This window comes from Pseudomonas sp. D4-21 (assembly GCF_051132125.1).
Lineage (GTDB): Bacteria > Pseudomonadota > Gammaproteobacteria > Pseudomonadales > Pseudomonadaceae > Aquipseudomonas.
In genome coordinates this window covers 2,136,433-2,158,191 of the sequence record NZ_CP071664.1, presented here as the reverse complement: position 1 = coordinate 2,158,191, position 21,759 = coordinate 2,136,433, and the positions used below count along the sequence as shown (strand labels likewise).

Annotated in this window: 19 protein-coding genes; 10 read left to right on the top strand and 9 right to left on the bottom strand. The window is 62.8% G+C overall.

What is annotated here, in order from left to right; genetic code table 11:
• Positions 1-3 precede the first annotated feature (3 nt).
• The 8 genes from nuoI to J3Q04_RS09770 all read left to right on the top strand — a co-directional run bounded on the left by nuoI (position 4) and on the right by J3Q04_RS09770 (position 8,310).
• The gene (gene nuoI, locus J3Q04_RS09805; RefSeq protein ID WP_215005602.1) at positions 4-552 is read left to right on the top strand and encodes an NADH-quinone oxidoreductase subunit NuoI; all 549 of its coding nucleotides are present in this window, start codon (positions 4-6) and stop codon (positions 550-552) included.
• A 9-nt stretch (positions 553-561) separates the two neighbouring features.
• Positions 562-1,062: an NADH-quinone oxidoreductase subunit J gene (nuoJ, locus tag J3Q04_RS09800; protein ID WP_186609331.1), complete on the top strand. Its 501-nt coding sequence runs from the start codon at positions 562-564 to the stop codon at positions 1,060-1,062.
• Between the two features lie 4 nt (positions 1,063-1,066).
• Positions 1,067-1,375: an NADH-quinone oxidoreductase subunit NuoK gene (nuoK, locus tag J3Q04_RS09795; RefSeq protein ID WP_003180046.1), complete on the top strand. Its 309-nt coding sequence runs from the start codon at positions 1,067-1,069 to the stop codon at positions 1,373-1,375.
• Positions 1,372-3,225 (top strand): NADH-quinone oxidoreductase subunit L, encoded by a 1,854-nt coding sequence (nuoL, locus tag J3Q04_RS09790; protein ID WP_420765863.1) that lies wholly within the window; start codon positions 1,372-1,374, stop codon positions 3,223-3,225. The genes nuoK and nuoL overlap by 4 nt, the downstream gene beginning before the upstream one ends.
• A gap of 39 nt (positions 3,226-3,264) precedes the next feature.
• Positions 3,265-4,797 (top strand): NADH-quinone oxidoreductase subunit M, encoded by a 1,533-nt coding sequence (gene nuoM, locus J3Q04_RS09785; protein ID WP_434606556.1) that lies wholly within the window; start codon positions 3,265-3,267, stop codon positions 4,795-4,797.
• Between the two features lie 7 nt (positions 4,798-4,804).
• On the top strand, positions 4,805-6,268 hold the full coding sequence (gene nuoN, locus J3Q04_RS09780; protein WP_434606558.1) for an NADH-quinone oxidoreductase subunit NuoN: 1,464 nt from the start codon (positions 4,805-4,807) through the stop codon (positions 6,266-6,268).
• A gap of 253 nt (positions 6,269-6,521) precedes the next feature.
• The gene (locus J3Q04_RS09775; RefSeq protein ID WP_434606560.1) at positions 6,522-7,631 is read left to right on the top strand and encodes an NAD(P)/FAD-dependent oxidoreductase; all 1,110 of its coding nucleotides are present in this window, start codon (positions 6,522-6,524) and stop codon (positions 7,629-7,631) included.
• A gap of 202 nt (positions 7,632-7,833) precedes the next feature.
• Positions 7,834-8,310: a hemerythrin domain-containing protein gene (locus tag J3Q04_RS09770; RefSeq protein ID WP_420765859.1), complete on the top strand. Its 477-nt coding sequence runs from the start codon at positions 7,834-7,836 to the stop codon at positions 8,308-8,310.
• 51 nt (positions 8,311-8,361) lie between these two features.
• On the opposite strand, the gene J3Q04_RS09765 is transcribed toward J3Q04_RS09770, so the two are convergent.
• The 7 genes from J3Q04_RS09765 to J3Q04_RS09735 form a co-directional block, all read right to left on the bottom strand.
• The gene (locus tag J3Q04_RS09765) at positions 8,362-9,240 is read right to left on the bottom strand and encodes a LysR family transcriptional regulator (RefSeq protein WP_420765858.1); all 879 of its coding nucleotides are present in this window, start codon (positions 9,238-9,240) and stop codon (positions 8,362-8,364) included.
• A gap of 238 nt (positions 9,241-9,478) precedes the next feature.
• A complete protein-coding gene (ycaC, locus tag J3Q04_RS09760) occupies positions 9,479-10,108 on the bottom strand; it encodes an isochorismate family cysteine hydrolase YcaC (protein ID WP_014337664.1) in 630 nt (209 codons plus the stop codon).
• Between the two features lie 148 nt (positions 10,109-10,256).
• Positions 10,257-12,095, bottom strand: a complete 1,839-nt coding sequence (locus tag J3Q04_RS09755; RefSeq protein ID WP_434564125.1) for an amidohydrolase — start codon at positions 12,093-12,095, stop codon at positions 10,257-10,259.
• A gap of 118 nt (positions 12,096-12,213) precedes the next feature.
• On the bottom strand, positions 12,214-12,852 hold the full coding sequence (locus J3Q04_RS09750) for an antibiotic biosynthesis monooxygenase (protein WP_434606563.1): 639 nt from the start codon (positions 12,850-12,852) through the stop codon (positions 12,214-12,216).
• Entirely contained in the window at positions 12,845-13,258 is a 414-nt protein-coding gene (locus J3Q04_RS09745; protein ID WP_434559603.1) for a DoxX family protein, read from the bottom strand. Before J3Q04_RS09745 ends, J3Q04_RS09750 begins: the two co-directional genes overlap by 8 nt.
• Positions 13,255-14,202 (bottom strand): LysR family transcriptional regulator, encoded by a 948-nt coding sequence (locus J3Q04_RS09740; RefSeq protein WP_434559605.1) that lies wholly within the window; start codon positions 14,200-14,202, stop codon positions 13,255-13,257. Before J3Q04_RS09740 ends, J3Q04_RS09745 begins: the two co-directional genes overlap by 4 nt.
• Positions 14,203-14,331: 129 nt before the next feature.
• Complete coding sequence (locus J3Q04_RS09735) at positions 14,332-15,153, bottom strand: alpha/beta fold hydrolase (RefSeq protein WP_434606565.1); 822 nt, start codon at positions 15,151-15,153, stop codon at positions 14,332-14,334.
• 245 nt (positions 15,154-15,398) lie between these two features.
• Between J3Q04_RS09735 and J3Q04_RS09730 the strand changes: the two genes are divergently transcribed.
• Positions 15,399-18,209 carry an ATP-binding protein gene (locus J3Q04_RS09730; protein ID WP_434606567.1) on the top strand — a complete coding sequence of 937 codons (2,811 nt, stop codon included), beginning with the start codon at positions 15,399-15,401 and terminating at the stop codon, positions 18,207-18,209.
• Here the strand turns inward: J3Q04_RS09730 and J3Q04_RS09725 are convergent.
• Positions 18,156-19,640, bottom strand: a complete 1,485-nt coding sequence (locus tag J3Q04_RS09725) for an ATP-binding protein (RefSeq protein WP_434606569.1) — start codon at positions 19,638-19,640, stop codon at positions 18,156-18,158. The two genes, J3Q04_RS09730 and J3Q04_RS09725, sit on opposite strands and share 54 nt — an antisense overlap.
• Before the next feature lie 183 nt (positions 19,641-19,823).
• Positions 19,824-20,774 carry a GlxA family transcriptional regulator gene (locus J3Q04_RS09720; RefSeq protein WP_434606571.1) on the bottom strand — a complete coding sequence of 317 codons (951 nt, stop codon included), beginning with the start codon at positions 20,772-20,774 and terminating at the stop codon, positions 19,824-19,826.
• Between the two features lie 235 nt (positions 20,775-21,009).
• Here J3Q04_RS09720 and J3Q04_RS09715 point away from each other — a divergent pair, with 235 nt between their 5' ends.
• Positions 21,010-21,732, top strand: coding sequence for a pirin family protein (locus J3Q04_RS09715; protein ID WP_434559615.1), 723 nt, complete (start codon positions 21,010-21,012; stop codon positions 21,730-21,732).
• The last annotated feature ends 27 nt before the right edge of the window (positions 21,733-21,759 follow it).

Below are 21,759 nucleotides of genomic sequence, written 5' to 3'. Positions count from 1 at the left end.
CCCATGTTCAAATATATTGGCGACATCGTTAAGGGTACCGGTACCCAACTGCGAAGCCTGGTCATGATCTTCGGCCATGGCTTTCGCAAGCGCGACACCCTGCAATACCCGGAAGAACAGGTCTACCTGGCGCCGCGTTATCGCGGGCGCATCGTCCTGACCCGCGACCCTGACGGCGAAGAGCGCTGCGTGGCCTGCAACCTGTGCGCCGTGGCGTGCCCGGTAGGCTGCATCTCGCTGCAGAAAGCCGAGACCGAAGACGGTCGCTGGTACCCGGACTTTTTCCGCATCAACTTCTCACGCTGCATCTTCTGCGGCTTGTGCGAGGAAGCGTGCCCGACCACCGCGATCCAGCTCACGCCGGATTTCGAAATGGCTGACTTCAAGCGTCAGGACCTGGTGTACGAGAAAGAAGACCTGCTGATTTCCGGTCCCGGTAAAAACCCTGATTACAACTTCTATCGTGTTGCAGGTATGGCCATTGCCGGTAAGCCGAAAGGCGCCGCGCAGAACGAAGCCGAACCGATCAACGTGAAGAGCTTGCTGCCTTAAGGAAGAAAGATGGAATTCGCTTTCTATTTCGCATCGGGTATCGCGGTGGTGTCCACGCTTCGTGTGGTCACCAACACCAACCCCGTGCACGCCCTGCTCTACCTGATCATTTCGCTGATCGCCGTGGCCATGACCTTCTTCGCCCTCGGCGCGCCGTTCGCCGGTGCCTTGGAAGTGATCGCTTACGCCGGCGCCATCATGGTGCTGTTCGTGTTCGTGGTGATGATGCTCAACCTCGGCCCGGCGGCGATCCAACAGGAACGCGCCTGGCTCAAGCCTGGCATCTGGGCGGGGCCGGTGATTCTCGCCGCCCTGCTGCTGGGAGAACTGCTGTATGTGCTGTTCGCCCACCAGAGCGGCCAGGCCATCGGCCACACCACCGTAGACGCCAAGGCCGTGGGCATCAGCCTGTTCGGCCCGTATCTGCTGGTGGTCGAACTCGCCTCGATGCTGCTGCTTGCCGCAGTCGTCACGGCGTTCCATTTGGGCCGTAATGAGGCGAAGGAGTAATCACATGCCTGCTATCCCTCTCGAGCATGGTCTGGCGGTTGCCGGCATCCTGTTCTGTCTCGGTCTGGTCGGCCTGATGGTCCGCCGCAACATTCTGTTCGTGCTGATGAGCCTGGAGGTGATGATGAATGCCTCCGCCCTGGCCTTCATCGTTGCGGGCGCTCGCTGGGCGCAACCGGATGGACAGATCATGTTCATCCTGGTGATCAGCCTGGCAGCCGCCGAGGCCAGTATTGGCCTGGCGATCCTGTTGCAGCTGTATCGCCGCTTCCACACTCTCGATATTGACGCTGCCAGCGAGATGCGCGGATGAACCTTCTTTTCCTGACTTTCATATTTCCCCTCATCGGTTTCCTGCTGCTGTCGTTCTCCCGTGGACGCTGGTCGGAAAACCTTTCGGCGCTGGTTGGCGTGGGCTCCATCGGCCTGTCTGCCATCGTTACCGCGTATGTGATCTGGCAATTCAACGTCGCCCCGCCGGAAGGTGGCGCGTACGTGCAGGTGCTGTGGCAGTGGATGGCGGTGGAAGGCTTCACGCCGAACTTCGCCCTTTACCTGGACGGCCTGTCGGTGACCATGCTCGGCGTGGTGGTCGGCGTGGGTTTCCTGATCCACCTGTTCGCCTCGTGGTACATGCGCGGTGAAGCCGGTTACTCGCGCTTCTTCGCCTACACCAACCTGTTCATCGCCAGCATGCTGTTCCTGGTGCTCGGCGATAACCTGTTGTTCCTGTACTTCGGCTGGGAAGGCGTGGGCCTGTGCTCGTACCTGTTGATCGGTTTCTACTACAGCAACCGCAACAACGGTAACGCCGCGCTCAAGGCCTTCATCGTGACCCGCATCGGCGACGTGTTCATGGCCATCGGCCTGTTCATCCTGTTCCAGCAGCTGGGCACGCTGAATATCCAGGAATTGCTGGTCAAGGCGCCCGAGCACTTCAAGGCCGGCGACTTCTGGATCGTCCTGGCGACCCTGATGCTGCTGGGCGGCGCTGTCGGCAAATCCGCGCAACTGCCGCTGCAGACCTGGTTGGCGGACGCGATGGCGGGCCCGACGCCGGTTTCGGCACTGATCCACGCGGCGACCATGGTCACCGCCGGTGTCTACCTGATCGCCCGTACCCACGGCCTGTTCGCCCTGGCGCCGGACATCCTGCACCTGGTCGGCCTGGTTGGCGGCGTGACCCTGGTGCTGGCCGGTTTTGCCGCGCTGGTACAGACCGACATCAAGCGCATCCTCGCCTACTCGACCATGAGCCAGATCGGCTACATGTTCCTGGCCCTGGGCGTCGGTGCCTGGGAAGGCGCGATCTTCCACCTGATGACCCACGCCTTCTTCAAGGCCCTGCTGTTCCTTGCCTCCGGTGCGGTGATCGTTGCCTGCCACCACGAGCAGAACATCTTCAAGATGGGCGGCCTGTGGAAGAAACTGCCGTTGGCCTATGCCAGCTTCATCGTCGGTGGCGCGGCCCTGGCGGCCCTGCCATTGGTCACCGCCGGCTTCTACTCCAAGGACGAGATCCTCTGGGAAGCGTTCGCCAGCGGTAACCAGGGTCTGCTTTATGCCGGCCTGGTGGGTGCGTTCATGACCTCGCTGTACACCTTCCGCCTGATCTTCATCGCATTCCACGGTGAAGCCAAGACCGAAGCCCACGCCGGCCACGGCATTGCCCACTGGCTGCCGCTGTCGGTGCTGATCGTGCTGTCGACCTTCGTCGGCGCCATGATCACCCCACCGCTGGCCGATGTGCTGCCGCAAAGCGTCGGCCATGCCGGCGGCGAAGCCAAGCACAGCCTTGAGATTGCCTCGGGCGCCATCGCCCTGGCGGGTATCCTGCTGGCTGCCCTGCTGTTCCTCGGCAAGCGTCGCTTCGTCACGGCCATCGCCAACAGCGGCATCGGGCGTTTCCTCTCGGCCTGGTGGTTCGCCGCCTGGGGCTTCGATTGGATCTACGACAAACTGTTCGTCAAGCCATACCTTGCGATCAGCCACATTCTGCGCAAAGACCCGCTCGACCAGACCATTGGCCTGATCCCGCGCATGGCAAAGGGTGGCCACACTGCCCTGAGCCGTACCGAGACCGGTCAACTGCGTTGGTATGCGGCTTCCATGGCGGCTGGCGCCGTGCTGGTTATCGGCGCCATCGTGCTGGTAGCGGTCTGATATGAACCTTGCGAACTTGCGAAAGGAAACGAGCCCGTCATGATTCTGCCCTGGCTAATCCTGATCCCCTTCATCGGCGGCCTGCTGTGCTGGATGGCGGAGCGTTCCAGCTCTACCCTCCCGCGCTGGATTGCGCTGCTGACCATGTCCCTGGAACTCGCGCTCGGCCTCTGGCTGTGGGCGACCGGCGACTATTCATTCGCACCGGCCCCTGGCGCCGATCCGACCTGGGCACTTGAATTCAAGCACGCCTGGATCGAGCGCTTCGGCATCAGCGTGCACCTGGCCCTCGACGGTCTGTCGCTGCTGATGATCCTGCTGACCGGCTTGCTGGGTATTCTCTCGGTGCTCTGCTCCTGGAAAGAGATCCAGCGTCACGTCGGTTTCTTCCACCTGAACCTGATGTGGATCCTGGGCGGTGTCGTCGGCGTGTTCCTGGCGCTGGACCTGTTCATGTTCTTCTTCTTCTGGGAAATGATGCTGGTGCCGATGTATTTCCTCATCGCGCTCTGGGGTCACAGTTCTTCGGACGGCAAGAAGACCCGGATCTACGCAGCGACCAAGTTCTTCATCTTCACCCAGGCTTCCGGCCTGATCATGTTGGTGGCGATCCTTGGCCTGGTCCTGGTGAACTTCAACAACACCGGCGTGATTACCTTCAACTACGCCGACCTGTTGAAAGTAGAGCTGTCGCGCACCACCGAGTACGTGCTGATGCTGGGCTTCTTCATCGCCTTCGCGGTGAAGCTGCCGGTGGTGCCGTTCCACTCCTGGCTGCCCGACGCCCACGCCCAGGCGCCGACCGCCGGTTCCGTGGACCTGGCCGGTATCTTGTTGAAGACAGCGGCCTATGGCCTGCTGCGCTTTGCCTTGCCGCTTTTCCCGAACGCCTCGGCCGAGTTTGCGCCGATCGCAATGACCCTTGGCCTGATCGGTATTTTCTACGGTGCGTTCCTGGCCTTCGCCCAGACCGACATCAAGCGCCTGATCGCGTTCTCCAGCGTTTCGCACATGGGCTTCGTGCTGATCGGGATCTACTCCGGTAGCCAGTTGGCCCTGCAAGGCGCGGTGATCCAGATGCTGGCCCACGGCCTGTCGGCTGCGGCGCTGTTTATCCTCAGCGGCCAGTTGTACGAGCGCCTGCATACCCGGGACATGCGTGAAATGGGCGGCATCTGGTCGCGCATCGCCTACCTGCCGGCCATCAGCCTGTTCTTCGCAGCCGCTTCCCTGGGCCTGCCAGGCACCGGCAACTTCGTCGGCGAGTTCCTGATCCTGATCGGCTCGTTCGTCAGCGCGCCATGGATCACCGCGATTGCCACGTCCGGCCTGGTGTTCGGTTCGGTCTACTCGCTGATCATGATCCACCGCGCCTACTTCGGTCCGGCCAAGACCGATGAAGTGCTGCGCGGCATGGACGGTCGCGAACTGATCATGGTGCTTGGCCTTGCGGTGCTGCTGGTTTACCTCGGCGTCTATCCGCAGCCATTCCTCGACACTTCCGCCGCCACGATGCATGGCGTGCAGCAGTGGCTCGGCACCGCCTTCTCTCAACTCGCTTCGGCCCGGTAAGAGCGCTATGGAATTCACGATTCAACACTTTATCGCGCTTGCGCCGCTGTTGATCACCAGCGCCACGATGATCGTGGTGATGCTGGCGATCGCCTGGCGCCGCAATCACGCACAAACCTTCCTGCTGTCGGTGGCGGGGCTGAACCTGGCCCTGCTGTCGATCCTGCCGGCCCTGAAAGTCGCGCCCCTGGCGGTCACGCCACTGATACAGATCGACAGCTTCGCCTGCCTGTATATGGCGCTGATCCTGGTCGCCACCCTCGCCTGCGTCACCCTCGCCCACGCCTATCTGGGTGATGGGGGCTCGGGTTACCCGGGCAACCGCGAAGAACTGTACCTGCTGATCCTGATGGCCGCCGCCGGTGGCCTGGTCCTGGTCAGCGCACAGCACCTGGCGAGCCTGTTCATCGGCTTGGAACTGCTGTCGGTGCCGGTCTATGGCCTGGTGGCCTACGCCTTCTTCAACAAGCGCTCCCTGGAAGCCGGCATCAAGTACATGGTGTTGTCGGCCGCCGGTTCCGCGTTCCTGTTGTTCGGCATGGCCCTGCTCTACGCTGAAGCCGGCACCCTGAGCTTCGTCGGTATCGGCCAGGCCCTGGCGGCCACCGGCCTGCCTAGCCCGATCGCTCAACTGGGCCTGGGCATGATGCTGATCGGCCTGGCGTTCAAGCTGTCGCTGGTTCCGTTCCACCTCTGGACCCCGGACGTCTACGAAGGCGCCCCGGCGCCCGTGGCGGCGTTCCTCGCCACCGCATCGAAGGTGGCGGTGTTCGCGGTCATGGTGCGTCTGTTCCAGATCTCGCCAGTGGCCAGCAGCGGCGTGTTGAGTAACGTGCTGACCATCATCGCCATCGCGTCGATCCTGTTCGGTAACCTGCTGGCGCTGACCCAGAGCAACCTCAAGCGTCTGCTGGGTTACTCGTCCATCGCCCACTTCGGCTACCTGCTGATCGCTCTGATCGCCAGCAAGGGCCTGGCCGTGGAAGCCATTGGCGTGTACCTGGTCACCTACGTGATCACCAGCCTCGGCGCTTTCGGCGTGATCACCCTGATGTCCTCGCCGTACAACGGCCGCGACGCCGATGCCCTGTACGAATACCGTGGCCTGTTCTGGCGCCGTCCGTACCTGACCGCCGTGCTGACCGTGATGATGCTGTCCCTGGCCGGCATCCCGCTGACCGCCGGCTTCATCGGCAAGTTCTACATCATTGCCACCGGCGTCGAGGCTCACCAATGGTGGCTGGTCGGCTCCCTGGTGCTGGGCAGTGCCATCGGCGTGTTCTACTACCTGCGCGTCATGGTCACGCTGTACCTGATGGAACCGAACCTGCGTCGCCACGATGCCGAGTTGCACTGGGAACAAAAGGCAGGCGGCGTCATGCTGCTGGCCATCGCCGTATTGGCGTTCTTCCTGGGTGTATACCCGCAGCCGTTGCTGACCCTGGTTCAGCAGGCTGGTCTGACCGGCTGATAGCTGAAGCGTCATCGATGACAAAATGCCCGTATCGTGAGATGCGGGCATTTTTTTGGGATGCAAGTTTGAATTTGGGAGAACCGTGGCGGGGGAGCTTGCTCCCGCTCGATTCTGTAGGAGCTGGCTCCTACACCGCTCCTACACAGCTTCTACCGGCGCAGCCCAGCGGGAGCAAGTTCTCTGTCACAGATGCACTCCTGCAGAAGGGACTATGCTCAAGCGCTATTGTGCCTTTGAAGGAGATCCAGCGTTGAATGTGGATATTGATTGCGTGGTCGTCGGCGCAGGCGTCGTCGGCCTGGCCGTGGCGCGGGAGATGGCGCAGGCCGGGCATGAAGTGCTGGTGATCGAAGCAGGCGATGCCATCGGCGCGGGCATCAGCTCGCGCAATTCGGAAGTGATCCATGCTGGGCTGTATTACCCGCCCGGCAGCCTCAAGGCGCAGCTGTGTGTCGAAGGGCGGCGACGACTGTATGACTACTGCGCCAGCCACGGCGTCCAGACTCGCCGGCTCGGCAAACTGATCGTGGCGAAGGACCAAGCACAACTGGCCGAGCTTGAAAAGCTTCTGGCGCGCGGCCTGCTCAACGGCGTGGACGACCTGCGCCTGCTCGATAAAAAGCAGGCACAGGCGCTGGAGCCGGAGCTGTCCTGCGTTGGCGCGCTGTACTCGCCCTCTACCGGTATCGTCGACGCCCACGCCTTGATGTTGGCATTGCAGGGGGATGCCGAGGCGGCGGGCGCCAACGTGGTGTTTCGCACGCCCTTGCTAGAGGCTCGTGTTGTCGACGAGGGCTTCAGCCTGACATTGGGCGGCACGGCGCAGATGACGTTGTCGTGCCGCCGCCTGATCAACGCCGCCGGCCTCCAGGCCCCTGCCCTCGCCCGCCGGATCGAGGGTCTGGCCCGGCAGTTTATTCCCGATGGTTACCTGTGCAAGGGCAACTACTTCCAACTGGCCGGGCGGGCACCATTCCGCCATTTGGTCTATCCGGCGCCAGAAGCCGCTGGCCTGGGCATTCATATGACGCTCGATCTGGCGGGCCAGGCGCGTTTCGGTCCTGACACCGAATGGGTCGAAGCAGAAGACTACCGAGTGGATCCGGCCCGGGCCGAAGCGTTCTACCAGGCCATTCGAAACTACTGGCCGGGCTTGCCCGACCGGAGCCTGCAACCCGCCTACAGCGGCATTCGCCCGAAAATCTCCGCCCCGGGGGAACCGGCCCGGGACTTTCTTATCAGCGCTGAAACCGAGCACAAGGTGCCGGGGCTGATCAACCTGTTCGGTATCGAATCCCCGGGGCTGACGTCCTGCCTGGCACTGGCGGAACGGGTCAGGCAATCGATCGACAACCGCTGACGGCCTTGGCAGCGCAAAGTGCAACGCGTTTTGATGGTGACTCTTGCAGCCTGCACGATAGCGAAACTGGCAGAAAAGATAAGCCACTGATTTTTAAGTAATTAATAAAGCGGCTCGGCTGGCACGACGGATGCACCTGTCATGTTACGTGGCGTCGGCGCTCGAAGCCGGCCCGCATCCGTGAATGACCGAGGAGCAGCACATGAACGCCATCGACCTGTTGAAAGCCGACCATGAACGCGTCAAAGCCATTCTCACTCAATTGAGTGAGTCCACTGATCGCGCGGTCAAGAAACGCACCGAGCTACTGGCGAAGCTGGAAATGGAAGTCACCATCCACACCCGCCTGGAAGAAGAAATCCTGTATCCGGCCTTCAAGCAGGAAGGCGGCAAGGAAGAAGCCGAGATGTATTACGAAGCCAAGGAAGAGCACCGCACCGTCGATTCGCTGGTGCTGCCCGACCTGAAAGCCACCGACCCTTCCCAGCCTGAATTCGCGGGCCGCGTCAAAGTGGTGAAAGAGCTGCTGGAGCACCACATCGAGGAAGAAGAGAAAGAAATGTTCCCTCAAGCCAAGAAGGTGCTGGGCAAGGCCAAGCTGGACGCCTTGGGCGAGCAGATGGAAACCATGAAAGCGCAGTACAAGAAAGAACTGAGCAGCGCCAACCTCGCCGCTTGATCCATGGCCGCGAACGCTTCAACCACCGATCGGGTTGAAGCGTCGCGGCCTTCATATCATCTGCTCGCGCAAGAATTCCACCAGCGCCTGCACCGGTCGCGAAGCCTGGCGGTGTTGCGGATAGACCGCCGACAGCGTCAACGGCTCGGTTTCAAACCCCTCCAGCACCTTGACCAGGCGACCATCCTTTAGCGCATCGCCGACGATGAAGGTTGGCAGATACGTGATCCCCATCCCGGCAATCGCCGCGTCCCTGAGCAGGTCGCCGTTATTGGCCCGCATCCGACCCACCACTTCCAGGACCAGCGGCTTGCCATGCCCCTCGAAACGCCACTGCACCTGACGGCTGTGTCCATAAGGCAAACAGTCGTGATTGCGCAGGTCTTCAGGTCGTATGGGTGTGCCTTTGTCTGACAGATAAGCCGGGCTGGCGCAGTACACCCGTTCGATGCTCGCGATGCGCCGGGCGATCAGCGTTGAATCCTCCAGCACGCCGATCCTCAGTGCCAGGTCATAGCCTTCCCCCAAAAGGTCAACCGAGCGGTCGCTCAGGTCCACCTCGACGCTGACATCCCGGTAGCGTTGCAAGAACAGCGGCAGCAGGCTGCCCAGGTGCGCCACGGCGAATGACAACGGCGCGCTGAGCCGAATGGTCCCACGCGGCTCGCTGGTCTGGCCGCTGATACCCTGCTCCACTTGCTCGACTTCGCTGAGCAGGCGCAACGCCGCTTCGTAGTAGCGCTGGCCGAGCGGCGTGACATCCAGCCGACGGGTCGAGCGATTGAGCAGGCGCACCCCCAGGCGTTGCTCCAGCTCCATGAGCTTGCGGCTGACGAATTGCTTGGACAGCCCGAGCTTGTCCGCTGCGGCGGTGAAACTGCCCGACTCCATGACCTGGGCAAAGATGCGCATCTCTTCGAAGGGGTTCATTGTCATTCCGTGGGTGGACAGTCAGGGGGATGAGTTGGGCATTGTGGTCTTGGTGAGTCTGATTGCCTAGCTGTTGAATGTGCCGCCGCCATCGCGAGCAAGCTCGCTCCCACAATGTTCGAGTCGTCACAAAACCTGTGGGAGCGAGCTTGCTCGCGATGGCGGTGGGTCAGCTGCAAGGCTCTGATGCCGGGCACAAAAACGCCCGCAAAAGCGGGCGTCGTCAAGCATGGACAGCTTACTTGGCCGTCAGTGCCGAGTAGCTGTTCATCAGGTTGCGGTAGTTCGGAATGCGCTGGGACAGCAGGTTGCCCAGGCCTTCGATGTCGTTGCGCCAGTCGCGGTGCAGCTCACAGGCCACCGAGAACCAGTTCATCATCTGCGCGCCAGCAGCAGTCATGCGTACCCAGGCGGCTTGTTGCACGGTTTCGTTGAAGGTACCCGAAGCGTCGGTGACGACAAACACGTCGAAGCCTTCGGCCAGCGCCGACAGGGTGGGGAACGCCACGCAGACATCCGTGACCACGCCGGCGATGATCAGTTGCTTGCGGCCGGTGGCCTTGATCGCCTTGACGAAGTCTTCGTTGTCCCAGGCATTGATCTGACCTGGACGGGGGATGTACGGCGCGTCCGGGAACATTTCCTTGAGTTCCGGCACGATCGGGCCGTTGGGGCCTTGTTCGAAGCTGGTGGTCAGGATGGTCGGCAGTTCAAAGAACTTCGCCAGGTCGGCCAAGGCCAACACGTTGTTCTTGAACTCGTTGGGCGAGAAGTCCTGGACCAGGGAAATCAGACCGGTCTGGTGATCGACCAGCAGGACGACCGCGTCGTCTTTGTTCAGACGGTTGTAGGCGGGAACGTTGCTCATGGGGTGACTCCTTTGGGATGGATGTATTGAAAACCAATGTGGGAGCGAGCCTGCTCGCGATGACGGTGTGTCAGCTGGCGGCGATGTCGGATGTGCCGACGCCTTCGCGAGCAGGCTCGCTCCCACAAGGGGAAAATCGGGGTGTCAGTCAAAAGGCAAAGCACGAACAGCCAAACGCGCCCCAGAAACCCTGGAAGTCGCTGACCGGGACGTTCGACAGGCGCGCCCGCTCGTGGCTATGGGAATGCACCGTGCAAGGACCGCTGCACTGGTGGACTTGCGCCTGCAAGGGCGATGTCGGGCGCCAGTGGCCCGGGACCTTGACCACCGGCGACCAGTCCGGCAACACCGGGACGCTCGCTGGGCCAAGTTTCTCGAAATCGCCAGCCCCGTAGACCACCTTGCCGTCCACCACCGTCAGCACCGATTCGATCCACTTGATGGCTTCTTCCTCGACGCTGAAGAAATCCGCGCTCAGGGCCGCCAGGTCCGCCAGTTGGCCGACCTTGATCTGGCCTTTCTTGCCCTGCTCCGACGAGAACCAGGCACTGCCGTGGGTAAACAGCTCCAGCGCGGTCAGGCGCGGCAACCCTTCTTCATGCAATGACAGGCCGCCGACGGTGCGGCCGCTGACCATCCAGTACAACGAGGTCCACGGGTTGTAGCTGGAGACGCGAGTGGCGTCGGTGCCAGCGCCCACCGGCACGCCTTCGGCGAGCATCCGCTTGATCGGCGGTGTGGCTTCGGCGGCTTTGGCGCCGTAGCGATCGACAAAATATTCACCCTGGAAAGCCATGCGGTCCTGGATTGCAATACCGCCGCCCAGCGCCCGCACGCGTTCGATGTTCTTCGGCGTGATGGTCTCGGCGTGGTCGAAGAACCACGGCAGGCCATTGAACGGAATGTCGCGGTTGACCTTCTCGAACACGTCGAGCATGCGGCTGATGGATTCGTCGTAGGTCGCGTGCAGGCGGAATGGCCAGCGCTGTTCCACCAGGTGACGCACCACTGGCTCCAGGTCCTGTTCCATGCCCGGCGGCAGGTCTGGGCGCGGTTCGAGGAAGTCTTCGAAGTCTGCCGCAGAGAACACCAGCATTTCGCCGGCACCGTTGTGCCGCAAAAAGTCATCGCCCTGGTGCAGCTTGACGCTGCCGGTCCAGTTCTTGAAGTCGGTGAGTTCTTCCTTGGGCTTCTGGGTGAACAGGTTGTAGGCGATGCGCACCGTCAACTGTTGCTCGCGGGCCAACTGCTCGATGACTTCGTAGTCGTCCGGGTAGTTCTGGTAGCCGCCGCCGGCGTCGATGGCGCTGGTCAGGCCCAGGCGATTGAGCTCGCGCATGAACTGGCGCGTGGAGTTGACTTGGTACTCCAGCGGCAGTTTCGGCCCTTTCGCCAGCGTCGAGTAAAGGATCATCGCGTTGGGGCGCGCCACCAGCATGCCGGTGGGTTCCCCCCTGCTGTCACGCACGATTTCGCCACCCGGTGGGTTCGGCGTGTCACGGGTGTAGCCGGCCACGCGCAGCGCGGCGCGGTTGAGCAAGGCACGATCGTAGAGGTGCAACACGAACACGGGCGTATCGGGAGCGGCCTGGTTGAGTTCTTCCAGGGTCGGCATGCGTTTTTCGGCGAACTGGAATTCGTTCCAGCCGCCCACCACTCGGACCCATTGCGGGGTCGGCGTGCGATCAGCCTGGTCCTTGAGCATGCGCAAGGCATCGGCCAACGAGGGCACACCTTCCCAGCGCAGCTCCAGGTTGTAGTTCAAGCCACCACGGATCAGGTGCAGGTGCGAATCGTTGAGGCCGGGGATGACGGTGCGGCCCTTGAGGTCGATGACCTGGGTGCCGCTGCCACGCAGGGCCATGGCCTCGGCGTCGGTGCCCACGGCGACGAAGCGGCCCTGGCTGATGGCAACCGCGCTGGCGCGAGGCTTCTCACGGTCGACGGTGTGGAATTGGCCATTGAACAGAATCAGATCGGCGTTCATCGGGTTTCCTTGTGAATGGGAAGAAGCAAGGGACAGGCGCGGCCAGAAAGCGGCGGCGGCGCTGAGCAAGGATCCGGCGGCAAGCAACTGGCGGCGCAGTGGATCGGTTGGGTCGTCGTTATTGGCCATGGCCGGGCTCCAGGTGTTCGTGGGTTTTGGAGGATTCCAACCAGGGCGCGAACAACCGGGTCGCCAACGGCATGCACACGTACACCACCGAGAGCACGATGGTCACGGTGATAAGGAACGTGGCGACCACGTAGTTGGACAGAAATGCGTTGAGCTGCAGCAGCGGGCCCCAGAGCAACGGCACCAGCAAGGTGTGCGGCAGGATGACCAGCAGCGTCACCACCGATTGCTTCCAGCGCGGTGGCGGCGTGGCGGCATCGGCCAGCGGGGCGAACCAGAATTCCTTATGGGAACCGACCTCGATCTTGTCGCCGTCGGCCAAGAGTGGCGCTGCCTCGGCCACCAATTCACGACGCTCGGAGGAATCCAGCCAGCGTTGCATGGCCTCGGTGGAGCGAAAACGCAGCACGCAGGTAAACAACGACAGTCCGTCCTGCTTGCCCCGCACAACGTCGACGCCCAAATGGCCCGGCCACTGGCCGGCCACGGTGACGATGCGCCGCAACCAGGCCTCATAGGCATCGTTCTGTCCGGCTTTGATCCGGTGCTTGACCACCAGGGTGACGATTTCATCGAAACCGGGTACCGCCGGGCTCGCGGTGGATCCGAGGGTTTGGGACTCAGGCATGACGCAGCACTCCAGCAAAGCGCGCGTTCATCGCCAAACGTCCAGGGCCGGCAATGAACACGCTGGTAAATATGATCAACAGCAACCAGCCGAACTGGCCTTCTTCCAGGCTCCACTGCGGATGCACGACCAGCAGCGCCACGGCCAGCAGGAACAGGATGGGCAGGCACGCCAACCGCACCAGCACGCCGGCCATGATCAGCAAGGGACACAGCACCTCGGCAAAAATCGCCAAGACCAGCGTGGTCGCCGCGCCGAGGTGGAACGGGTCTTCGATGCGGGTCAGCTCGGCGCTGTAATTCAGCAATTTCGGCAAGCCATGCACCCATAACAGGAACAGCGCGCCGCTCAGGCGCAGCAACAGCAGGCCAACGTCCTGCAAGCGGCTTTCGTCAGTGGTATTCATCGGTGGGCTCCGGCCGGGTCCGTCGAAGCGGCGGCCGGCAGCGGTTGGGACATGTGGGCCGCAATGCGCGAGCGCAGCCAGCGCTCGGCGGGGTCGTTGTCATGCACGCCGCTCCAGACCATCGACAACTCGGCGGCATTGATTTCGAACGGCGGATCTTCGGCGCGTAACGCGCACCCTTCCACCAGTGCGCAGGCGGCATAGTCCGGCACGGTGGCGATCAGCTCGGTGCCGGCCAGCAAGGCGCGCAGCCCGCTGAATTGCGGCACCGCCAGCACGACCTTGCGCGCCCGGCCGATGCGGGCCAGGTCCAGGTCGATGTTGCCGCTCAGGTCGCCGGAGAACGAAACCATCGCATGGGGCCGCGAGCAATATTCGTCCAGGGTCAACGGACCCGGGCGCTTGTCGCCACGCAAGACCTTGCAAGGAATGTCCCGCAGTTTCTTGCGCTTGGCGTTAGCAGGGAGATCGGTGGTGTAGCTGACGCCGACGCTGATCTCACCGCTGGCCAGCAGCGACGACATCAGCAGGAAATTGGCCCGGCGCACCACCACGATGATGCCCGGTGCTTCCTCGCGCAGTTGGCTCAGCAAGGGCGGAAACAGGCCGAATTCGGCATCGTCGGATAGACCGATGCGAAACACATCGCAACTGGTGGACGGGTCGAACGCCTTGGCCCGGCTGACCGCACCGGAAATCGTGTCCATGGCCGGCTGCAATTCCTGCAGGATCGCCAGGGCCCGAGGCGTCGGTTCCATGCCCCGGCCATGACGGATCAGCAGCGGGTCATCGAACAGATCCCGCAGCCGCCCAAGCGCCGCGCTCACCGCCGGCTGGCCCATGAACAGTTTTTCGGCAACGCGGGTCAGGTTCTTCTCGAACATCAGCGCCTCGAAGATCACCAGCAGGTTCATGTCGAGACGGCGTAGATCATTGCGGTTCATGGGTGTTGTTCCTGTTTTAACTGTGGGAGCGAGCCTGCTCGCGAAGAGGCCGGCACGGCAAATATCGATGCAAGCTGAGCCACCGCCTTCGCGAGCAGGCTCGCTCCCACAGGTCTTAGCTTGCTTGCGTCAGTCCTGGATGAACGCCAACAGGTCCGCGTTCAAGCGGTCCTTATGGGTATCGGTCAGGCCGTGGGGCGCGCCCGGGTAAACCAGCAGCTGCGAGTTCTTGAGCAATTTGGCGGCCGCGATGCCGGCGGTTTCGATCGGCACGACTTGGTCGTCATCGCCATGGACCACCAGGGTCGGCACGTCGATGTTGCGCAGGTCGTCGGAAAGATCGGTCTCCGAGAACGCCTTGATGCAGTCGTAGGTGTTCTTGTGGCCGGCGAGCATGCCTTGCATCCAGAACCAGTCGATCATGCCTTGGGAGACCTTGGCGCCCGGACGGTTGGCGCCGAAAAACGCGCTGGCTACATCCTTGTATAGCTGAGAACGGTCGGCCAGGGAGGCCTGGCGGAAACCGTCGAAGACTTCGACAGGCAAGCCACCGGGGTTGGCCGCGGTCCTGAGCATCAGCGGCGTGACAGCCGAGATCAGGCCGAGCTTGGCGACGCGGGCGGCGCCGTGACGGCCGATGTAGCGGGCCACTTCGCCACCGCCGGTGGAGAAGCCGAGCAACACGGCATTCTTCAGGTCCAGGCGTTCGATCAGCTCCGCCAGGTCGTCGGCGTAAGTGTCCATGTCATTGCCGTCCCACGGCTGGCTGGAACGCCCATGACCGCGACGGTCGTGGGCAATCACCCGGTAGCCATTGGACGCCAGGAACATCATCTGCGCCTCCCAACTGTCGGAGTTCAACGGCCAGCCGTGACTGAAGACCACCGGTTGACCAGTACCCCAATCCTTGTAGTAGATCTCCGTGCCGTCGCGGGTGATGAATGTGCTCATGACATGACTCCTTGAGGTGGGTGGATTGCTCCATGGTCCGGTCAGGGGGTGTATGTGCGTGAGTTAAACGTTGTTAATTTTTTCGGGACGGTGGTGTTAAAAGCCCCAATGAAGATTGCTTTTGTAGGGGGGATTTGTATCTGTCGATGGCTCTGGATAAGGCTGTTCACCGTTGCGCTTGTCACAAAACCTGACGAATATGCTCAGGTACAGCCATCTCCAGGGAACAGAACAATGAGCGCGCCATGAGCCAGTACCTCAGCCTGCCCGTCGAAAAGACGCTGCATTTCGGCCCTTACCGGGTTCATCCCCGCCAGCGCCTGGTGCTGGAGGGCGGGCAGCCGTTGCGCCTGGGTCGGCGCGCGGTGGAGATTCTGTTGGTGTTGCTCGAACACGCAGGCCAAGTGGTGAGCAAGCAGCAACTGATCGCCCGTGTCTGGCCCAAGAGCGTGGTGGAAGACACCAACCTTCGGGTTCACGTGGCGGCGCTGCGCAAGGCGTTGGGCGATGGACAGGCAGGCCAGCGCTACATCGTCACCGTGGCGCAGCGCGGCTACAGCTTCGTCGCGCCGGTGACTTTCGAGTCGCCCGAGCCACTGGCACGTATCCCCCACCCTGCCCTGGCGCGCAACCTGCCGCCGCGCCGAACCCGGGTGATCGGGCGCCAGGGGCTGGTGGAAAGCCTGGTCGCCCAGCTGCCGCGAAAACGCTTCATCACCCTGGTCGGCAGCGGCGGCATCGGCAAGACCACCGTCGCGTTGCGGGTCGCCGAGCGGCTGATCGGCCATTACCGCGACGGCACGTATCTGCTGGACCTCGGCTCGCTCAATGACCCTTCCATGATCGCGCCCAACCTCTGCGCCCTGTTGGAGCTGTCGCCACAAGACGGCGAGCCCTTGGAAGCCGTCGTCCGGCCTTTGAAGGAACGGCATCTGCTGCTGGTGATCGATACTTGCGAACATCTGGTCGACGCCGTGGCCCTGCTCTGCGAGACGCTGCTGCGCGCCGCACCGCACTTGCATATCCTGGCCACCAGCCGCGAAGGCCTGCGCGCCGAAGGCGAACATGTGCAGCGCCTCGATTCACTGGCGATCCCACCCCGGGGGATGGTCATCGAAGGTTATCCGGCCCTGGAATATCCAGCGCTGCAACTGTTTGCTGAACGTGCGATGGCCAGCCAGGACGACTTCGAGCTGACCGACCATGAGGTGCCGCTGATCGTCGACATCTGCCAGCGCCTGGACGGCATTCCCCTGGCCATCGAACTGGCCGCTGCCCAGGTCGGGCACTTTGGGCTGGAGCAGTTGTGCCGGCAACTGCGAGACAGCGTCGCACTGCTCGACCATGACAAGCGTGCCAGCGCACCGCGACAACAGACCCTGCGCGCCACGCTGGACTGGAGCTTCGCGCTGCTCACTGCCTGCGAGCAGACCTGCCTGCGGCGCCTGGCGGTGTTCATGGGCAGTTTCAACCTCGCCTCGGCGGCGGCCGTCATCGTCGGCCAGCATGTCGCGCCCGACCAGGTGCTGGTATCGGTCAGCCAGTTGGTCGCCAAGTCGCTGCTCAACGTGGAGATCGGTGACGACGAGGTGCGCTACCGCCTGCTGGACACCACGCGCAGCTACGCGTTGGAAAAACTGCTGGAGACAGGCGAACTGGCCGCGAGCCAGGCGCGACACGCCGAACGCTGCCTGACGTTGATGGAACAGGCTGAAAAAGATTGGGAAGCCACCCCGACGCAGCTTTGGATCGCGCGCTACGCGTCCTACCGAGACGACATCCGTGCGGCGTTGGACCGGGGGCTGGCTGCCCACGGCTCCCACGCCGTGGCGATCCGCTTGACGGCCCGTAGCCTGCCCCTCTGGCAGGAGCTCTCGCTGCTCAAGGAACATGGCCTTTACGTGAGCAAAGCCCGGGCCCTGCTGCACGGCACCGCCTCGCCATGCCCCAGGTTGACCCTTGCGCTGGAACTGGCCCACGCCAGTCTCAACTACCACACCGAGGGCGGCACGCCGGCCACGGTCGAGGCGTTCGTCACGGCCCGGCGCCTGGCCCGGCAGTGCCACGACCTGGCCGGTGAGCTGCGGGCCGTGTCCGGCCACATGGCCGTCAACCTCAGTTGCGGCCGCTACCAACAGGCGCTGGAACAATGCCAGGACTTCGACCGGCTGGGCCCCCCGGGCGACCCGGTGCTGTCCCTGAGCACCCAGCGCCTGCGGGTGCTGGCGTTGCATTTCATTGGCGACCAGGGCGCGGCGCGGCGCGATGCTGAACAGGTCATCCAGCGCCTGGCCCAGAACGGCCATCTGGGCCGCTTCACCCACGGTTTTGGCGTGCAGTACGAACAGAGCGTGGCGGCGCTGACAATCCTGGCGCGCATCCTCTGGCTGCAAGGGTTCGCCGATAAAGCCCGGCGCACCGCCAATCTCGCGCTGCAGATTGCCCTGCAGATCAATCACGGTCTTTCGATTTGTTACACGCTGGTGATCAGCGGTTGCTTGATCGCCCATTACACCGGTGAACATTCAATCGCACGGGAACGGCTCGGCATGTTGAAACACCAGGCCCGGAAGCATTCGGTGATGTTGTTCCATGAGTGGGCCTGCCAGTACGAGAACGCGTTCGATGGAGCGTCCCTGGAGGCCTGCCCGACCAAGAGCGGCTTGATGCAGGACATCGTCGTGACGCTGCGGGCGGATGCCGTGGGACCGGGGCAGATCGAACGCGCCCATAGCGGCGCCGCAGGCTGGTGCTGCGCCGAGATCCTGCGAGCCAGCGCCGAAGCCCTGTCGGCGCAGGATGACCCATCGGCCGAAAAACAAGCCGAAGAGCAACTGCTCGCCGCCCTGGCCGTCGCCCGGCAGCAAGGCGCGCTGGCGTGGGAATTGCGCAGCGCCTTTTCCCTGGCGCGGCTGTGGCAACGGCGTGGCCAGGATGAGGCCGCCGCGGATCTGCTGCGCCCCGTCTATCGGCGTTTCAATGAGGGCTTCGACACGCCCGACCTAAAGCAAGCCGACGCGCTGCTGCGTACGCTGGATGGGCGCCTCGGGTCTTGACCGGGTTTGCCACGCCTGTTGCAGTGCGTAACGCCGATGCCAAAGCGGCAACTGCCCACTGTGACGCAGTTTCTCCAAAGCATAGGCGCGGGTGGTGCGCAGCAGATGGAAACGCGTCCCTTCGGCGCGTTGCTCAACCATCACCAATGATTGGATGACCAACCGCGACAACAACCAGGGCAATCGTCCCGCTTCCACTTCAGGGCAGCTGATCACCGCCAGGGCGGTCTTGAGGCTGAACCGTTCTTCGAACACCGCCAGGCGTTGGAACACCGTTCGCTCATCGTGGCTCAAGCGCTCGAAGCTCCAATCCAGGGCAGCTTCCAGGCTACGGTGGCGAGGCACGGCGGTTCGACGTCCGTGGCTCAGCAGCGACAGACCATGGTCCAACTGCTCCAGGACCCCGGCCACGCCCAGCACATCGACTTGGGCCGCTGCCAGTTCCAGGGCAAGCGGCAACCCGTCGAGGCGCCGGCAGATCTGCGCAAGGGCCGCCAGGTCGCGTTCTGCCGGCTGGAAACCCTGCTGGCGGGCGCCGACTCGCTCGACCAGCAACTGCACCGCCGGGCACCCCAGTACATAATCGGACTCATCGGCCGACGCCATCCCCAGACCGGACAGTTGCACGACGTTTTCGTCGGCCAGGTTGAGGATTTCCCGACTGCTCAACAACAGTGATACGCCAGGCGCCCCTGCGCGCAACGTCAAGGCCAATTCCCGGCAGGTATCGATCAGTTGTTCACAACCGTCGAGCACCAGCAGTATCCGACGGGCTTGCAGCTGCTGGGCCAAGCAACCGTCCGCCAGGCCCAGGGCATGCTTAATCCGCAGCGCAACCTGCGCCGGGTCGCCGATGCCGGCCAGGTCGATAAACCAGGCGCCATCGGCAAAGTGCTCCAGCAACAGTTCCGCCACCCGCAACGCCACGGTGGTCTTGCCGATGCCACCCGGGCCGGTGACGGTGGTGAGGGATTGGCGAGGAACTTCCACCAACAGCCGGCCCAGGATTTTGTCGCGACCGATCACCGGGCTCAGCCGGGCGGGCAGATTGTGCCGTTCGGAGGGCTCCGCGCTCGATGACTCGCCCACGGATTCCAGGGTCAGGGGCACCGCAAAGCAGTAGCCCTGGCGAGGATGATTGAGGATGTAGCGATTGCCTTCGCGCGTCTCGCCGAAGGCCCGTCGCAGCGCGGCGATGTGCACCCGCAGATTGATGTCTTCGACCACGCTGTCGGGCCAGACCTGGTCGATCAGCGCTTGCTTGCTGACGAAAGCGCCGGCGTGCGCGACCAGTATCTGCAGGATGTCGAGGGCGCGACCGCCCAATGCCAGAGGTTGACCTTCGCGAGAGACCAGCCGCTGCTGTCGGTGAAAGACGAACGGGCCAAAGCACACCGTTGGCCCGGTGCAGGGTTTGACGAAACTGTTCATGAGCGATCCAGCGCCAGATGACCGGTCCAGGCATGTCGTTGCGAAGCGCCGCACGCGTCTGCCCTGGCTCTCGCGCATCCTTTCCAGAGGGTTCGCGGTAATCTTGGCAGTCCTGCGCCCGATAACAATGCTGGCACAGGCCCCATCACGGACATCACGGTGCCCTGGACGGACACCCGAGGCTCAACTGAACTGCTGGCGGTACTGGATCGGCGTCAGGCCAAGCTTTTCGCTGAACAGCTGACGCATGTGCCGCACGCTGCCAAAGCCACTGCGAAACGCCACGGTCTTGAGCGGCAAGTCGGTGGATTCGAGCAACTGACGCGCCCGATCGATGCGCGCCCCTTGAAGGAATTCCATGGGCGTCATCTTCACTTCGCGGACAAACAGCCGGGCAAAATGCCGGGTGCTCATGGCCGCGACCGCCGCCATGCGTTCCACGGTGAAGGGCTCCTCCAGATGCTCCATCACGTGGTTCTGCACCCGCGTGACCGCCGACTCCTGGGCCGCCACGGTCGCCACCAGCGGGCTGAACTGCGCTTGCCCGCCCTGGCGCTTCATCAGCACCAGCAGCACTTTGGCGACGTCCAGCGCGACTTTGCGGCCGTGGTCCTGGGCGACGATGGCCAAGGCCATGTCGATGCCGGCCGTGACACCGCCGGAGGTGATCAGCCGTCGGTCGCGCAAGAAGATTTTGTCGGTCTCGATCAATGCCTTGGGAAAACGCTGGATCAAGCGCTCGGTGTAGTGCCAGTGGGTGGTAACCCGGTGTCCATCGAGCAACCCCGCTTCGCCGAGCACAAACGCGCCGGTACAAATCGAGCCATAGCAGGTGGCCCTTGGCGCCGCCGCCCGCAACCATGTGTGCAAGCCCGGGTGCCGGTCGTTATAGGCACCGGGACCACCCGGCACGAGCAGTACGTCGTAGGCGGCCCAGGCCTGGTCGATATGGATATCGGCATGGACAGTCACACCGTTGGACGCCCGCAACGGGCCTCGCTCGGTGCCCAGGGTCAGCAACTGATAGTGCTGGTCGGGTGCAAGAAAACGGTTGGCGATGGAAAACACTTCAAGCGGCCCGGCCATGTCGAGCAGCAGGAAATCGGGGAACAGCACCATTGCTACGGTTTTCATGGGAAGACGCCAATCGAGAAGAACATGCCGGACCCTGTGGGAGCGAGCTTGTTCGCCTGCACAAGGATCATCGGTTGGCATTATGACCAAGCGAAGCGCCCGCTGCGAGATTGTCCACTCATAACGGACAGTATTTCCCTATTCACCTGCTTATTGAACAATACGATAACCATTAACCTTCTTCTGAACCCGGCGAACGGCCACGGCCACCGCCCACTGAACCAGGAGAATTTCCATGCTGACCCTACGCAAAGCTTCTGATCGCGGTATCGCCCGTCACGGCTGGCTGACGTCGTTCCACACCTTTTCGTTCGCCAGCTACCGCGACCTCAATCAACAGGGTTTTTCCGACCTGCTGGTGATCAACGACGACCGGGTCGCCGCCGCCAAAGGTTTCGGCCAGCACCCACACCGCGACATGGAGATTTTCTCCTACGTGCTCGAAGGGGCGCTGGAGCACAAGGACACCTTGGGCACAGGTTCGGTCATTCGCCCCGGTGATGTGCAATTGATGAGTGCTGGCAGTGGCGTAGCGCACAGTGAATTCAATCACAGCGCCGACGAGCCGGTGCATTTCCTGCAGATCTGGATCGTGCCCAACGTGGTGGGCGCCACGCCGCGTTATCAGCAGGAACATTTCAGTACCGAGCAAAAACGTGGTCGCCTGCAATTGATCATTTCGCCGGACGGGGCCCAGGGATCGCTCCACGTTCGCCAGGACGCGCGGGTTTATGCCGGGCTGTTCGACGGCCAGGAAAGCGCCACGCTGACGTTGGCTGCCGATCGTTATGCCTATGTCCACGTGGCCCGGGGCAGCGTAGAGCTCAATGGCGTGCCGTTGCACGAAGGCGATGGCGTGCGGGTGCGCCAGGAACAGGTACTGACGCTGGGCAATGGCCAGGATGCCGAAGTGCTGGTATTTGACCTGCGGCCGCAGGAACTGCCGCAAATGCCGTGAGGCCAGTGTGCGGGACATCCTGTGGGA

Excerpts from the sequence above, each read along its gene's own strand:
- nuoI (WP_215005602.1), top strand. The coding sequence starts at position 4 with ATGTTCAAATATATTGGCGACATCGTTAAGGGTACCGGTACCCAACTG.
- nuoJ (WP_186609331.1), top strand. The coding sequence starts at position 562 with ATGGAATTCGCTTTCTATTTCGCATCGGGTATCGCGGTGGTGTCCACG.
- nuoK (WP_003180046.1), top strand. The coding sequence starts at position 1,067 with ATGCCTGCTATCCCTCTCGAGCATGGTCTGGCGGTTGCCGGCATCCTG.
- nuoL (WP_420765863.1), top strand. The coding sequence starts at position 1,372 with ATGAACCTTCTTTTCCTGACTTTCATATTTCCCCTCATCGGTTTCCTG.
- nuoM (WP_434606556.1), top strand. The coding sequence starts at position 3,265 with ATGATTCTGCCCTGGCTAATCCTGATCCCCTTCATCGGCGGCCTGCTG.
- nuoN (WP_434606558.1), top strand. The coding sequence starts at position 4,805 with ATGGAATTCACGATTCAACACTTTATCGCGCTTGCGCCGCTGTTGATC.
- J3Q04_RS09770 (WP_420765859.1), top strand. The coding sequence starts at position 7,834 with ATGAACGCCATCGACCTGTTGAAAGCCGACCATGAACGCGTCAAAGCC.
- J3Q04_RS09765 (WP_420765858.1), bottom strand. The coding sequence starts at position 9,240 with ATGAACCCCTTCGAAGAGATGCGCATCTTTGCCCAGGTCATGGAGTCG.
- ycaC (WP_014337664.1), bottom strand. The coding sequence starts at position 10,108 with ATGAGCAACGTTCCCGCCTACAACCGTCTGAACAAAGACGACGCGGTC.
- J3Q04_RS09755 (WP_434564125.1), bottom strand. The coding sequence starts at position 12,095 with ATGAACGCCGATCTGATTCTGTTCAATGGCCAATTCCACACCGTCGAC.
- J3Q04_RS09750 (WP_434606563.1), bottom strand. The coding sequence starts at position 12,852 with ATGCCTGAGTCCCAAACCCTCGGATCCACCGCGAGCCCGGCGGTACCC.
- J3Q04_RS09745 (WP_434559603.1), bottom strand. The coding sequence starts at position 13,258 with ATGAATACCACTGACGAAAGCCGCTTGCAGGACGTTGGCCTGCTGTTG.
- J3Q04_RS09740 (WP_434559605.1), bottom strand. The coding sequence starts at position 14,202 with ATGAACCGCAATGATCTACGCCGTCTCGACATGAACCTGCTGGTGATC.
- J3Q04_RS09735 (WP_434606565.1), bottom strand. The coding sequence starts at position 15,153 with ATGAGCACATTCATCACCCGCGACGGCACGGAGATCTACTACAAGGAT.
- J3Q04_RS09730 (WP_434606567.1), top strand. The coding sequence starts at position 15,399 with ATGAGCCAGTACCTCAGCCTGCCCGTCGAAAAGACGCTGCATTTCGGC.
- J3Q04_RS09725 (WP_434606569.1), bottom strand. The coding sequence starts at position 19,640 with ATGAACAGTTTCGTCAAACCCTGCACCGGGCCAACGGTGTGCTTTGGC.
- J3Q04_RS09720 (WP_434606571.1), bottom strand. The coding sequence starts at position 20,774 with ATGAAAACCGTAGCAATGGTGCTGTTCCCCGATTTCCTGCTGCTCGAC.
- J3Q04_RS09715 (WP_434559615.1), top strand. The coding sequence starts at position 21,010 with ATGCTGACCCTACGCAAAGCTTCTGATCGCGGTATCGCCCGTCACGGC.